General features: G+C 71.6%; 10 protein-coding genes. 4 read left to right on the plus strand and 6 right to left on the minus strand.

The annotated features are described in order from the left end of the window. Positions 1-3: 3 nt before the first annotated feature. The 3 genes from recQ to AB0J90_RS24560 all read right to left on the minus strand — a co-directional run bounded on the left by recQ (position 4) and on the right by AB0J90_RS24560 (position 5,242). Positions 4-1,842, minus strand: coding sequence for a DNA helicase RecQ (recQ, locus tag AB0J90_RS24550; RefSeq protein ID WP_363599486.1), 1,839 nt, complete (start codon positions 1,840-1,842; stop codon positions 4-6). A gap of 9 nt (positions 1,843-1,851) precedes the next feature. Next, positions 1,852-3,501, minus strand: a complete 1,650-nt coding sequence (locus AB0J90_RS24555) for a RecQ family ATP-dependent DNA helicase (protein WP_363599488.1) — start codon at positions 3,499-3,501, stop codon at positions 1,852-1,854. A gap of 190 nt (positions 3,502-3,691) precedes the next feature. Beyond that, positions 3,692-5,242: an alpha/beta hydrolase gene (locus AB0J90_RS24560; protein WP_363599490.1), complete on the minus strand. Its 1,551-nt coding sequence runs from the start codon at positions 5,240-5,242 to the stop codon at positions 3,692-3,694. Between the two features lie 206 nt (positions 5,243-5,448). Between AB0J90_RS24560 and AB0J90_RS24565 the strand changes: the two genes are divergently transcribed. Together AB0J90_RS24565 and AB0J90_RS24570 are read left to right on the plus strand one after the other, a co-directional pair. Beyond that, positions 5,449-6,024 carry a LemA family protein gene (locus tag AB0J90_RS24565; RefSeq protein WP_363599492.1) on the plus strand — a complete coding sequence of 192 codons (576 nt, stop codon included), beginning with the start codon at positions 5,449-5,451 and terminating at the stop codon, positions 6,022-6,024. 21 nt (positions 6,025-6,045) lie between these two features. Beyond that, positions 6,046-7,011 (plus strand): hypothetical protein, encoded by a 966-nt coding sequence (locus AB0J90_RS24570; RefSeq protein WP_363599494.1) that lies wholly within the window; start codon positions 6,046-6,048, stop codon positions 7,009-7,011. Positions 7,012-7,088: 77 nt separating this feature from the next. Here AB0J90_RS24570 and AB0J90_RS24575 read toward each other — a convergent pair whose 3' ends face one another. Together AB0J90_RS24575 and AB0J90_RS24580 are read right to left on the minus strand one after the other, a co-directional pair. After that, the gene (locus AB0J90_RS24575; RefSeq protein ID WP_363599496.1) at positions 7,089-8,339 is read right to left on the minus strand and encodes a hypothetical protein; all 1,251 of its coding nucleotides are present in this window, start codon (positions 8,337-8,339) and stop codon (positions 7,089-7,091) included. A gap of 17 nt (positions 8,340-8,356) precedes the next feature. Beyond that, complete coding sequence (locus AB0J90_RS24580; protein ID WP_363599498.1) at positions 8,357-9,883, minus strand: alkaline phosphatase D family protein; 1,527 nt, start codon at positions 9,881-9,883, stop codon at positions 8,357-8,359. Between the two features lie 278 nt (positions 9,884-10,161). Here AB0J90_RS24580 and AB0J90_RS24585 point away from each other — a divergent pair, with 278 nt between their 5' ends. Then, complete coding sequence (locus tag AB0J90_RS24585) at positions 10,162-11,016, plus strand: alpha/beta hydrolase (protein WP_363599500.1); 855 nt, start codon at positions 10,162-10,164, stop codon at positions 11,014-11,016. 199 nt (positions 11,017-11,215) lie between these two features. Next, on the plus strand, positions 11,216-12,385 hold the full coding sequence (locus AB0J90_RS24590; protein WP_363599502.1) for a winged helix DNA-binding domain-containing protein: 1,170 nt from the start codon (positions 11,216-11,218) through the stop codon (positions 12,383-12,385). A gap of 37 nt (positions 12,386-12,422) precedes the next feature. Here the strand turns inward: AB0J90_RS24590 and AB0J90_RS24595 are convergent, their stop codons facing one another. Continuing rightward, positions 12,423-13,568 (minus strand): FAD-dependent oxidoreductase, encoded by a 1,146-nt coding sequence (locus tag AB0J90_RS24595; RefSeq protein ID WP_363599504.1) that lies wholly within the window; start codon positions 13,566-13,568, stop codon positions 12,423-12,425. Positions 13,569-13,658: the final 90 nt, after the last annotated feature.

Raw genomic sequence — 13,658 nt, forward strand, 5'->3', positions numbered from 1 at the left:
CCGCTACTCGGCGAGGGTGTCCAGGATCTGCTGGCCGTACTTCGCCAGCTTGTTCTCCCCGACGCCGCTGACCCGGCCGAGGTCGGCCAGAGTGGCCGGCACGTCGGTCGCGATCTGGCGCAGCGTCGCGTCGTGGAAGATGACGTACGCGGGCACGCCCTGCTCCTTGGCGGTCGCACCGCGCCAGGCCCGAAGCCGTTCGAACAGCGGGGCGGCGGTCGGTGACAGCTCGGCGGCCGGTGCGCCGGCACCGCGCGGCTTGGAACCGCGTGAGGCGGTCGCGGCCCGCTCCGGCTCGCGTCGCATCATCACCGTACGGCGACGGCCCAGCACCTCCGCGCTGGACTCGGTGAGCACCAGGGTGCCGTACTCGCCCTCGACCGCGAGCAGGCCCTGGGCGAGCAGGGCGCGGACCACCCCGCGCCATTCGGCCTCGCGCAGTTCGGCGCCGATGCCGAACACGGTCAGCGCGTCGTGGCCGTGCTGGGCGACCTTCTCCGTCTTGCGGCCGAGCAGGATGTCGATCGACTGGCCGGCACCGAACTTCTGGTTCCGCTCGCGGTGCAGCCGCAGCACGGTGGAGAGCAGCTTCTGGGCCGGGATGGTGGCGTCCCACGACTGCGGCGGGGTGAGGCAGGTGTCGCAGTTGCCGCACGGGTCGCTCTGCTGGCCGAAGTAGGCGAGGATCCGCACCCGCCGGCACTCCACCGTCTCGCAGAGGGCCAGCATGGCGTCGAGGTGTCCGGCGAGCATCCGGCGGTGCGCGGCGTCGCCCTCGGACCCGTCGATCATCTTGCGCTGCTGGACCACGTCCTGCAGCCCGTACGCGAGCCAGGCGGTCGAGGGCAGGCCGTCCCGCCCGGCCCGGCCGGTTTCCTGGTAGTAGCCCTCGACGGACTTGGGCAGGTCGAGGTGGGCGACGAAGCGTACGTCGGGCTTGTCGATGCCCATGCCGAACGCGATCGTGGCGACCATCACCAGGCCGTCCTCGCGCAGGAAGCGTTTCTGGTTGGCGGCTCGGGTCGAGGAGTCCAACCCGGCGTGGTACGGCAGCGCCGCGATCCCGTTGGCGACCAGGAACTCGGCGATCTTGTCCACCGACGCCCGGGAGAGGCAGTAGACGATGCCGGCGTCACCGGGGTGTTCGGTGCGCAGCAGGTCGAGCAGTTGCTTGCGCGGTTCCTGCTTGGCCACGATCCGGTACTGGATGTTCGGCCGGTCGAAGCTCGCCACGAAGTGCCGGGCGTTCTCCAGGTTCAGCCGGGTCGCGATCTCGGCGTGGGTGGCCGGGGTCGCGGTCGCGGTCAGCGCGATCCGGGGTACGGTCGGCCACCGCTCGTGCAGCATCGACAGCGCCAGGTAGTCGGGCCGGAAGTCGTGGCCCCACTGGGCGACGCAGTGCGCCTCGTCGATGGCGAACAGCGCGATCGTGCCCCGCTCCAGCAGCCCGACGGTCGCCCCGGAGCCGAGCGCCTCCGGGGCCAGGTAGAGCAGGTCCAACTCGTTGGCGAGGAAGGCCGCCTCCACCTGCCGCCGGGCGGCGTAATCCTGGGTGGAGTTGATGAACCCGGCTCGTACGCCGAGGTTGGTCAGGGCGTCGACCTGGTCCTGCATCAGCGCGATGAGCGGCGAGACGACCACCGCGACGCCCTCCCGGACCAGGGCCGGGATCTGGTAGCAGAGCGACTTGCCACCGCCCGTCGGCATCAGTACGAGCGCGTCGCCGCCGTCGACCACCTGGTCGATGATCTCCTGCTGGTTGCCCCGGAAGGCGTCGTAGCCGAAGACCCGCCGGAGCACCTGCAACGATTCGGTGGTCCGCACCTGCGTCGGGGAAGCCATCCGGGGAGTCTACGAGTCACCGCCGACAACGGCGGTGAGCAACCCCTGTTCGCTCACCACGGGTACGGAAAGCGTCTTGTATCCGACATTCTGGAACAGTACGGTCATCCGGTCGTCCTCGTAGCTCAGCACCATCCCCGGCCCCCACTCCGCGTGCTCCACCGTGCTGTGCACCGGGAACGGCCCGCTCGCCCCGTCGGCGGCGGTGCTGGTGCCGGCGTGGCAACTGTCGCAGTGGCCGCAGGTGGTCGTGAGCTGCTCACCGAAGTACGCCAGCAGCGCCTGGCTGCGGCAGCCGGTGGTTTCGGCGAACGCCCGCATCATGTCCGTACGGCTGTTCTGCACCGCCTGCTGCCGCTCCGCCTCGGCCACCGCCGCCCTGCCCGCCTCCGCGGGCTCCGGGGCGTACCGGGGGCTGCTGACCCGCTGACTGGTTCCCGTCGTACGGGCCGCGCCGACCCGTTCCAACAGGGCGAGGAGCTGGCCGAGCTTGCGCGCCCCCATCCCGGTCCGCTCCCGCAGCGCGGTCCGGGTGGCCGGCCCCTCGTGCAGGGCGGCGGCCAGTTCGGTCAGCTCGGCGGCGTCCGGGGTGCCGCCGGTGAAGAAGCGCTGCAAGCCGATGTCCTCGGCCCGCCACAGCAGCAGCGCATGGGCGGGCGCCCCGTCCCGTCCGGCCCGGCCGATCTCCTGCAGGTAGCTGTCCGGCGAGTCGGGCAGGGCCACGTGTGCCACCCAGCGGATGTTGGGCTTGTCGATGCCCATCCCGAACGCCGACGTCGCCACCATGATCGGCACCTGGTCGGCGAGGAACCGCTCGTGCAACTCCGTGCGGGCGCCGGCCGGCATCCCGCCGTGGTAGAACTCGGCCGCGTGACCGGCGTCGGTCAGCCGGGTCGCCAACTCCTCGGCGGCGCGTCGGGTCGGCACGTAGACGATGCCGGGCCACTGACCACCGTCGAGCAGGCCGAGCAGCCGCCGCCACCGGTAGTCCTCGGTGGGGCAGTGCGCCACCTCCAGGAAGAGGTTGGCCCGATCCAGCCCGGCGACCACCGTACGCGGATCGACCAGCCCGAGCCGGGCGACGATGTCCTCCCGTACGGGCGGTGACGCGGTGGCGGTCAACGCGACCACCGGGGGCCGGCCCAGTCCCCGGATCAGGTGACCGAGCGCCAGGTAGTCGGGGCGGAAGTCGTTTCCCCAGGCCGAGATGCAATGCGCCTCGTCCACCGCGACCAGGGCGGGGCGCAGCGCGCGTACCTTGGCCAGCACGTCCGGGTTGCTGAGCTGCTCGGGGGTGATGAACAGGAACCTCGCCCGGCCGTCCTCGATCTCGTGCAGTGCCTCGGCCTGCTGGTTGGGTGTCTCGGCCGAGCTGACCCGCACCGCGCGCAGCCGGGGGTTGTCCCGCTCGTTCAGGTTGCGAATCTGGTCCTGTTGCAGGGCGAGCAGCGGTGAGATCACCACCGTCGGCCCGGGCAGCAGCGCCGCCGGCACCTGGTAGATCGCCGACTTTCCGGCTCCGGTGGAGAGTACGACGAGCGCGTCACGTCCTTTCATCACCGCCCGCATCGCGGCGAGTTGGCCGGGGCGCAGCGAGCGCCAGCCGAAATGGTGCCGCGCGGCGCGGCGCAGGCGGGTCGAGTGCAGTGGCAGCTTCATCGGCGCCGGAGGTACCCAGGCGCGCCGAACGTGAAACGGAGACCGGTTCGGGGTACCGGGCCCCGACGGCCGGGCGGGGCATCCCGCCCGGCCGTCGGTCAGCACCGACCGTGCCGGTTGTCGAGCGGACGACTCACCGTCCCGTTACGCGGACAGGTCGCTTTCCGTCACCCGAACGGTCGTGGCCCTGTTACGCGAACGGGTCGTCGTCGGCCGCGCAGACGACGCCGGGTGCCGGCAGCGCGCCGGTGAACAGGTACTCCCGCTTCACCCGCTCGCCGCAGGTGCTGGGCACGAACATCCCGGTGTGCCCCGCACCCTCGATGGTGAACAGATGACCCCGGGCCAGCTCCGCGGTGGCGTCCCGCGCGCCGTGCCACGGAGTCGACGGGTCGTACCGGTTGTTGACCACCAGGATCGGCGCGGCCGTCCACCGGTTCCACGGACCCAGGTGCCGGTCGGTGTTGCGGGCCGGCCACTTGGCACACGGCATGTAGTCGAAGACCCCGATCGGACCGAAGTACGGCACCCGCCGTTCCTCGCTCGCGCCGAGCCGGCTGTAGATCGCGGTGTTGCCGGGCACGATGCTGTCCGCGCAGTTGGTGGCGTAGAACGCCTCGGTGTTGTTGGCCAGGTACTCCTCACCCGGTTTCGGCCGGGCGGCGCGGGTGCCCAGCGTGGCGGTCCGCGGTGCGTCGTAGAGCCGTTCGAGTTGCACGGCGAGGTCCGCCCACCACAACGGACGCGGGAGGTTGTCGTTGACGGTGCTGATGATGCTGGTGTAGGACCAGCTCTCGCCGTCGACCACCACCGGCCGCTGGCGGGCCCGCGCGGTCAGCTCGGCGAACTTCGCCCGAGGGTCACCGCCGGCCGCGAACGCACACTTCGCCGCCCCCGCGGCGGCGCAGCGGCGCAGGAACTGGTCGAACGTGTCCGCGATGCCCCGGGGTACGTCCTGGCGGGTGTCGATCGGTTTGGTCAGCCCGTCGATACCGTGCCCGGTGGCGTTGCCGACGAAGTCCAGCGCCCCGTCGAGGACGAGCGCCCGTACCCGGTCGGGGAACAGGTTGGCGTAGGTCGCCCCGACGTAGGTGCCGTACGACAGCCCGAAGAAGTTCAGGTGGCTGTCGCCGACCGCCCGGCGGAGCAGGTCGAGATCCCGCGCCGTGTCCGCACTGGACAGATGGTCGAGCAGGTCGCCGTTGCGGTCGCGGCAGCGGCGGCCGAGATCCTCGGCGGCGGCGTAGAAGGCCTTCTCCTCGTCGGCCCCGACCGGGAAGGCCGGGATGGTGGAGAAGAACTCCTGCTGTTCGGCCTCGGTGCCGAAACACCGTACGGCGGTGCTGCGGCCCACCCCGCGGGTGTCCCACGACACCAGGTCGAACCGGGCCCGCAACTCGGGCGAGAACAGCCATTCCCAACGGCCCCGCGCCCGCAGCCGCTCCACCCCGGAGGCACCGGGGCCACCGAAGTTGACGAACAGCGTGCCGATCCGGTTCGCGGGATCCGTCGCCGGATCCTTGATCAGGGAGAGGTCGATCTGCCGCCCGCGCGGCTGGTCGTAGTCCAGCGGCGCGGCCACGGTCGCGCACTGGTAACCGTCGTCGCAGTCCGACCAGGTGATCGGTGGTGTCGTCGCCGTATTCGGCCGTTGCGCGGCTGCCGGTGCGGCCCCGACCAGCGCCGGTGCGACCGCGATCAGCACCGTGGCGACCAGCAGCCGCGATCTTCTTCTTCTCATCCGCAACCATCCTCGACAGCGGGGGTCGATCTTCTGACACGGGTCACACGCGCGACCGAGGGTGAAGGTTGCGCGGCGTCGACCGACACATGCACATTCGGGTGCCCCGGCGGCGTGGCGCGAGCCGCTTGCGGCCGTACCGATCATGGTGGATGAGGCTGCCGGTCGGCCGCCGATCGTCAGACGTCTCGAAGAGGTGGGTTCGAGTGGATACGGGCGTGGTGCTGGTGGTGGTGACAGCGGCCGTGGTGCTGCTGGCAGTGGTGCTGGTGGTCAACGCGGTCTCCGCCTACAACCGGCTCGTCCGGTTGCAGGCCCAGGTACGGGCCTCGTGGGCCCAGGTGGACGTGGTACTCAAGCGTCGGCACTCGTTGATCCCGAACCTGGTGGAGACGGTTCGGGGCTACGCCGGCCACGAGTGGACGACCCTGGACGCGCTGACCGCCGCGCGTACCGCCGCGGTCGGGGCAGCCGGCGGCGCGGACTCCAGGGCGGGCGCGGAGGAGGCGCTGACCTCGGCACTGGGCCGGGTGTACGCGGTCGCGGAGGCGTATCCGCAGTTGCGGGCGAGCGCCAACTTCGTCGAGTTGCAACGTGAACTCGCCGCCACCGAAGACAAGATCGCGTACGCGCGGCAGTTCTACAACACCGCCGTACAGGCGCTGAACACCGCCGTCGAGTCGCTGCCGACCAGCATCGTCGCCGGGCTCGCCGGGTTCCGCGCACAGCCGTACCTCGAAGCCGGCGGCGACGAGCGCGCCGACGTCCCCGTCCGGTTCTGAGTCCCGGCCACCGAGCAACCGATGAACCTCTCGACCCTGGCGGTCGAGGCCGGCCTGCCCACGGCCTGCGTCGCCCTCTTCGTCGCCGGACGGGCCGTGATCCGGCTGCGCACCCGTCCCGCCCCGGTCACCGCGGGCGCGGCCACCATGAACCTGCCCGGCCCGGAGTCACCGGCGGTGGTCAGCCTGCTGGTGAACCGGTGGCGGAGCACCGTCGACGCCGCCGAGTCCAGCCTGCTCGACCTCGCCGCCCGAGGTCACGTCGAACTACGCCAGACCGGCCCCGACCCGCGCCACGCCACCGTCCACCCGACCGGGCGCGACCCGGCCGAACTCGACGCGTACGAGCGGCAGGTCCTCGACCGGGTCGTCGAACGCGCTGTCGACGGTGTGGTCCCACTGACCGCGCTCGGTTTCGCCGACGCCGACCGCTCCGCCGACTGGACCGCACGACTGGGCCAGGCAGTGATCGCCGCCGCCCGCCGCCTCGGCCTGTCCCGCCCCCGGTTCTCACCCGCCGCGATCAACGGGCTCCGGGTGCTGGGGCTGTTCGCCTCGGTGGGGATCACCCTCGGCGCGGCGCACTACATGGTCCGCAGCATGGACGGCTACCACCTGGCGTTCGGAGTGCTCCTGATCAGCGCCCTGCTCCTCTGGAACATCGCCAGCGGCCAACGTGGCGAACGGCACACCTCCGCCGGCCGGGAGGCGGCCGCCCGCTGGCTCGGCGTACGGGACTGGATCGCCGGACACGGCGGCGGCACCAACGCGGTCCGGGCGGTCGACTTCTACCTCGTACTCGACGACGGTCGGGCCGCCCGTACCCGGGCCTGGATCCTGCCGGCCGAGATCGGTGACCGTTGCCGGCTCGGTGACGTGGTCTCGGTCCGGGTCCGGCCGTGGACCTGCCGGGTGGTGAAGGTGACCGTGCACCGCGGCGCCACCGACCCCGACGGCCGGACCGACGCACGCACCGCCGCCCGCTGACCCGGACTTTTGTGCGGAAGGGACACCGCCCGGACCGGCGTACGTGACCGATCCGGGACGGTGTCCCGCGCCTGGTCCTACCAGTTCGAGTTCGTCACGCCGGTGCCCAGCAGGACCTGGTCGAACTGGTTGCCGTCGTTGTCGTCGGTGTAGCAGACCGCCACCTCACCCCAGGCCGAGCTGGCCAGCGCCAGCTGCTCCTGACGGCCGACGGTGGACTGGCTGAGCACCTGCGCGGCGAGCCGGCCGGTGTCCGTACCGTCCGGGTTGAGGCCGCGGACCCGGACGTCGGTGTCGGTTGCCTGCACCGTCCACCCGACCACCACGTTGGCCTGGTCGTCGATGCCCACGGTCGGTGCGGCGGCGCCCGCACCGGCGGAGGTCTCGACCTCGCTGTGCCGGGCCGCACCGGTCGCGGTGAACGAACGGGTCCACACCCCACGGGTGCCGGTGTGGTCGGACTCCCAGGCGACGGTGAAGTCACCGTTGAAGTTCGCCGCCACGGCCGGGCGCACCTGCTGACCGCCGCTGTTCGCGTTCGCGGTCCGGCGGGACAGCGTCACCGCCCCGTTCGCCCTGGCCAGGCGGGTGAGGCCGACGTTGTAGGAGCCGTTGGCGTCGCCGTCCTCGTCCCACACCACGGTCGCCTCGCCGGACGCCGACACCGCCACGTCCGGCCGGTGGTGCTGGCCGGTGGTCTGGCTCGCCGTCACCTCGTACGCCTTGGTGGTGATGTTGGTGTAGCCGGCGGCCTTGACCGTCGCCGGGCTGGTGCCCTGGACGTCCTCCCAGACCACGGTGAACGCCACCGCGGCGTTGTTGTTGGCCACCCCGTCCGGGTCGACCGCGACCCTCGGCCAGGTCTGCTGCCCGGCGGTGCTGGCGTTGGCCCGGCCGGAGGCGAGCACCGTCCCGGTCGGGGACACCACCCGGTACGGCACGTTGTAGACCCCGTTGCCGTCCGGGTCGTCGGACCACACCACGACCGCGTTGCCCTTGTCGTCCAGGCCCACGTCGGGGTTGACATGCCGCCACGCGGCACCACTGGTGCCGGCGGCGGAAAGCTTGAGCTCGTACACGGCGGCGCCGTTGTTGAACACCCGTAGGTAGATCTCCGAGTGCAGGTTGTCACCCGGATTGGTGTCGTCCCGGTCGTCCTCCCAGACGACCGCGACCCGCCCGTTGCGGTTGGCCGCGATGGCCGGGGTGTCCTGGTCACCGGTGGCGACGCTGTTGGCGGTGGACCAGGTGGCCGCAGCCGCGGCGACGTCCGACGGGATCGGTGCCGCGAGGAGTGACGCGACGAGCAGTGAGGTGATGGCTGACATCGGGTGGCTTTCTCCTCTTACGCGGGACGCAGGCCGGGCTGGCCGTCGACGATGACGAACGAACCGACGGTGGAGACCGGGGCACCGTGCTCGGTGACCGTGGCCACCGCACGGAAGTCGGCCCGGACCTGGGTGGGACTGATGGTCGTACGGACGTAGCCGCGCCGGTCGGAGGAGAACTTCAGGTGCGGGTTGTTCGACACGTTCGGGATGGTCGTGCTCGCGCTGCCGTTGCCACCGGAGGTGATCGAGGTGCAGACCAGTTCGGTGCCGATGGTGGCCGACGAAGAGCTGGCGTAGTCCGCCTTGAGATCGTTTGCCCAGGCCCGGTGCACGTCACCGGTGAGCACCAGCGGGTTGCGTACGCCCCGCTGCAACCAGCCCTGCTGGATCCGGGAGCGGGACGCGCGGTAGCCGTCCCAGGCGTCCATGTTGGCCGCCCCGGCGGCATCGAGCTGGCGGGCGAAGAAGACCTGCTGGCCCAGGATGTCCCAGGTGCCGTAGTGCTGGGCCAGGCCGTCGAGCAGCCACGTCTCCTGGGCGGCGCCGGTCAGGCTGCGGGAGGCCAGGTCGGCGTCGGTGGAGACCTTCCACCCGTCACCGCTGGCCTGGTCGTCGCGGAACTGGCGGGTGTCGAGCATGTGGAAGGTGGCCAACTGCCCCCACCGGACCCGGCGGAACAGCGAGATGGCGTTGCCGCTCGGCGCCGAACTCGGTCGCAGCGGCATGTTCTCGTAGTACGCGCGGTACGCGGCCGTACGCCGGGCGGTCCACTGGGCGGTGGTCAGCGCCGGGCTGTTGTTGGCGCGGACCATGTTGGCGTAGTTGTTCTCCACCTCGTGGTCGTCCGGCACCACCAGCCACGGCGCGGCGGCGTGCGCCGCCTGCAGGTCCGGGTCGGACTTGTACTGGGCGTACCGGCGGCGGTAGTCGGCGAGGGTGACGATCTCGCTGCCGAGGTGTTCGCGTACGGCTCCGGCGGTCGCCCCGCCCTCGTAGATGTAGTCGCCCAGGTGCAGTACCAGTCCGGGATTGTCCTCGGCGATCCGCCGGTACGCCGTGTAGTAGCCCGACTCGTAGTGCGCGCAGGACGCGAAGGCCATCACCAGGTCGCGGCCGAACGTGCCGACCGCCGGTGCGGTACGGGTCCGCCCCACCGGCGAGATGTGCCCCTGTGCTCGGAACCGGTAGTAGTAGTCGGCGTCGGGGGCGAGGCCACCGGCCACCACGTGCACCGAGTGCGCGTCGGCGTAACGGGCGGTGACCGTGCCGGACGCGACCAGCGAGGTGAACCGCTCGTTGGCCGACACCTGCCACTCGACGGTCACGTCGGCGTTGGCCATGCCGCCCTGCCCGTCGGCGTTGAGCGGCGACGGGGCCAGGCGGGTCCAGAGCACGACGCTGTCGGGCGCCGGTTCGCCGGAGGCGACCCCCAGCTTGAACGGAAACGGAACGGCGGCCTGGGCGATGCGCCAGGGGGCGACCACCGTTCCCGCGGTGGCCAGTCCACCCAGGACGATGATGCGACGGCTGAGCCTCTTCATGGTCGATAACCCTGGAGGCCGTCCGTGAACGCCACGAGCCTCAGCGGAGAAACCCACATGACGCCGAGGTGGTCGCATCGAGGCTAACGGATGTACGGGTCACCCGGTGGTGACCGCCGGTTGCCCGGTCACCCGCGTCCCCGCGGGGGGCGGTCCGGTCGGTCGCAGGATGGCCGAAGGCGAACCTACGTCACCTGATGTCCAGCCCCCGGTATAGCTTCCGGCCAGGCAGCGCGAGTAGGTTCAGCGCGTCTGTGCAGGTGAACCTGGGAGAGAACATGACTGAATCCGTACACCCGCTACCGGTCGGCACCGAACAGCAGATCGCGGCGGCCAACGCGAGCGGCCGTACGCCGGTGGTGTTCATCCACGGCCTCTGGCTGCTCCCCAGCAGTTGGGACCGGTGGGCGGAGGTGTTCGAGGCCGCCGGCTACGCGCCGCTGACCCCGGGCTGGCCGGACGACCCGGAGACGGTCGAGGAGGCCAACGCGCACCCGGAGGTCTTCGCCGACAAGACCATCACCCAGGTCGCCGACCACTACGCCGACGTGATCGGCAAGCTGGAGCGTAAGCCCGCGGTGATCGGGCACTCGTTCGGCGGCCTGCTCACCCAGATCCTCGCCGGGCGGGGCCTGTCGGCCGCGTCGGTGGCGATCGACGCCGCGCCGTTCCGGGGTGTGCTGCCGCTGCCGATCTCGGCGCTGCGGTCGGCGGCACCGGTGCTCGGCAACCCGGCGAACCGGCACCGCGCCGTGCCGCTCACGTACGACCAGTTCCGGTTCGCGTTCGCCAACGCGGTGACCGAGGACGAGGCACGGCAGCTCTACGACACGTACGCCGTGCCGGCGCCGGGGGCACCGCTGTTCCAGGCCGCGGCGGCGAACCTGAACCCGTGGACCGAGGCGAAGGTGGACAGCACGAACCCGGAGCGCGGACCGATGCTGATCGTCTCCGGTGAGCGGGACCACACGGTGCCGCGGGCGATCTCCGAGGCGACGTTTGACAAGCAGAAGCGCAACGAGGGCGTGACCGAGTTCGTGGAGATCCCCAATCGCGGACACGCGCTCACCATCGACAGCGGTTGGCGCGAGGTCGCCGACACCGCTCTCACCTTCGTCAAGCGGTTCGTCTAGCGGTGACACCGGTGCGGCCTGCCGACGCCTGCGGGCAGCGGTCGGCCGCACCGCCGCGAACGGATCGCCACGGTCCTGGAATCCGGCCCACGCCGACCACGAATCCGGCCCACGCCGACCACGCCTGAGCGGTCCGGTTCCCAGCGGCCCGGCGCGACCTTCGATACGCTCCGCCGGAGCCGCGTCGAAGGGATGTCCGATGAGCGGACGGGCAGGTGTACCGCGACTGGAATGGCCGCAGGTGTGTGCCCGGCGCCTGGAACGACACGCACTCGCTTCCGGGTCGCCGGACGCGAACCCGGCCGGCGTCGCCGGTGCGATCTGCGGCGCACACGCCCAGGTGCTCTCCGCGGCCGAACTCTCCCTCGGCCTGCGGCTGCAAGGGGCAACCCGAACCGACGTACGCGACGCGCTCTGGACCGAACGCAGCCTGGTCAAGACGTACGGACCGCGGGGGACGGTGCACCTGTTGCCGACCCGGGACCTGCCCACGTGGACCGGCGCGCTGTCGGCGATCCCGTCGACGAACCAGTTCCCGGACGAGGTGCGGCTGACCGCCGGGCAGACCGAGGAGGTCGTCGGGGCGATCGGGCAGGCGCTGGAGGACGCCGAGCTGACCGTCGAGGAACTGGGCGAGGCGGTGCTGGCGGCCACCGGGCCGTGGGCGGGTGACCTCGTCGTACCGGCGTTCCAGGAGAAGTGGCCGCGCTGGCGGCAGGCGATCACGGTCGCGGCTCACCGGGGCGCGCTCTGCTTCGGGCCCAACCGGGGCCGGCGGGTCACGTACACCAACCCGCACCGCTGGTTGCCCGACTTCCGGCCCAGCCGGGGCAGGGCCGCCCTCACCAGGGTCGTCCGGCACTACCTGCGGGCGTACGGGCCGGCAACATCGAAGCAGTTCGCGCAGTGGATCGGGGGACCGCCCGGCTGGGCGGCGGAACTGTTCGACTCCCTCGCCGGTGAGTTGCGCGAGGTCGAGTTCGACGGCTCCCCGGCCTGGTTGGCCGCCGACGACACGCCGCTGCCGGAGACCGAGCCCGAGGGTGTACGGCTGCTGCCGTACTTCGACGCATACACGGTCGGCAGCCATCCCCGCAAGCGGATCTTCCAGGGGCGGGCGGCGGAGCGGGCGCTGAGCCGTACCGGTCAGGCCGGGACCTTCCCGGTGCTGCTCGTCGACGGCACGGTGGCCGGGGTCTGGCACCTGCGCCGCTCCGGACGCAAGCTCGACGTCACGGTGGAGTCACTGCGCCGCCTCGGCAAGGGCAGACAGGCAGAGCTCGACGACGAGGTGGAGCGGATCGGCCGGATCCTCGAGGGCACACCCCGGTTGACGATGGGCACCGTGACCGTGGGCGGTCACGCGTAGGCATCACGCGTGCCTGGTGGCGCGCGGCGGGATCCGGTCACCGATCGGTCAGCCCGGCGAGCCGCCCGACCACCCGGCCCCGGGCGGCCGGGCGGCTGGACAGCAGCCGGAGCGCCGCGTTGCGCAGCGGGCGCAGCGCGGGCGGAGTGGTGCCTATCCGGGTGAGCCGCTCGGCGAAGCCGACCACCTCCCGCGCGACCGAACGGCGGTTGGTCGCGTACCCGTCGAGCACGGTTTCGGGGGCGCCGGAGAGCACGTCGGCCAGGGCGTCGGCGAGCGCCACGCCGTCGCGCAGGCCGAGGTTCATGCCCTGCCCACCGGCGGGACTGTGCACGTGCCCGGCGTCCCCGGCGAGCAGCACCGGCCCGGCCCGGAACGACTCCGCCACCCGGTGGTGCACCCGGAAACGCGAACCCCAGAGCAGTTCGGTGACCGTGCTGCGTCGTGCGGTCGGGCCGCGTGCGTCGAGCAGTGACTGCGCGTACGCCACGTCGGGGTGTTCTGGCGGGTCGTCGACCTCGGCCACGATCCGGATGCTGCCGTTCGGCAGCGGCGCCCAGACCAGCAGTCCGGTGCGGGAGAGGAAGAGCACCAGTTCGTCGCGGGGGAGTGCGGTGTCGACCCGGATGTCGGCGAGGACGAATGACTGCGCGCTGTCCGTACCGGGGAAGTCGATGCCGGCGAGTCGCCGGACGGTGCTGTGCACGCCGTCCGCGCCGACCACGTAGCGGGCGCGGACGGTCTCCCCACCGGCGAAGCTGACCCGGGCGCCGGTCCCGTCGGCCACCAGGCCGACCACGGGGTACGGCCGCAGCACCCGACCGCCGAGCGCGGTGAGCCGGTCGAGGAGCACCTTTTCGGTCACCGACTGCGGCACCAGCAGCACGTACGGGAACGGGGTCGGCAGGTCGTCGAAACGCATGGTCAGCAGGGTCCGGTCGTGGTCGCGGAGGGTGACCCGGGTGGCCGGGACGCCCTGCTCGACCAGGGGTCGGGCGGCACCGAGGGTGGCCAGTACCTCCAGCGTCCGGGCGTGTACGCCGTTGGCGCGGGAGGTGTTGTGGCCCTTGGCCACCCGGTCGACCACGGTGACGTCGACGCCGCGCCGGGCGAGCGCCACGGCGGTGACCAACCCGGTCGGACCAGCACCGACAACGAGTACGTCGCAGTTGCTGGGCAGCATCGTTACCTCCGGAAAAGTCAATGCCAACGCTTGTTTGCCAACGTCTGTTGACAACGGTAGGTGGGTATCGACGTCGATGTCAACGGGTGT

Source organism: Micromonospora sp. NPDC049523 (assembly GCF_040676775.1).
Classification (GTDB): Bacteria; Actinomycetota; Actinomycetes; order Mycobacteriales; family Micromonosporaceae; genus Micromonospora_G.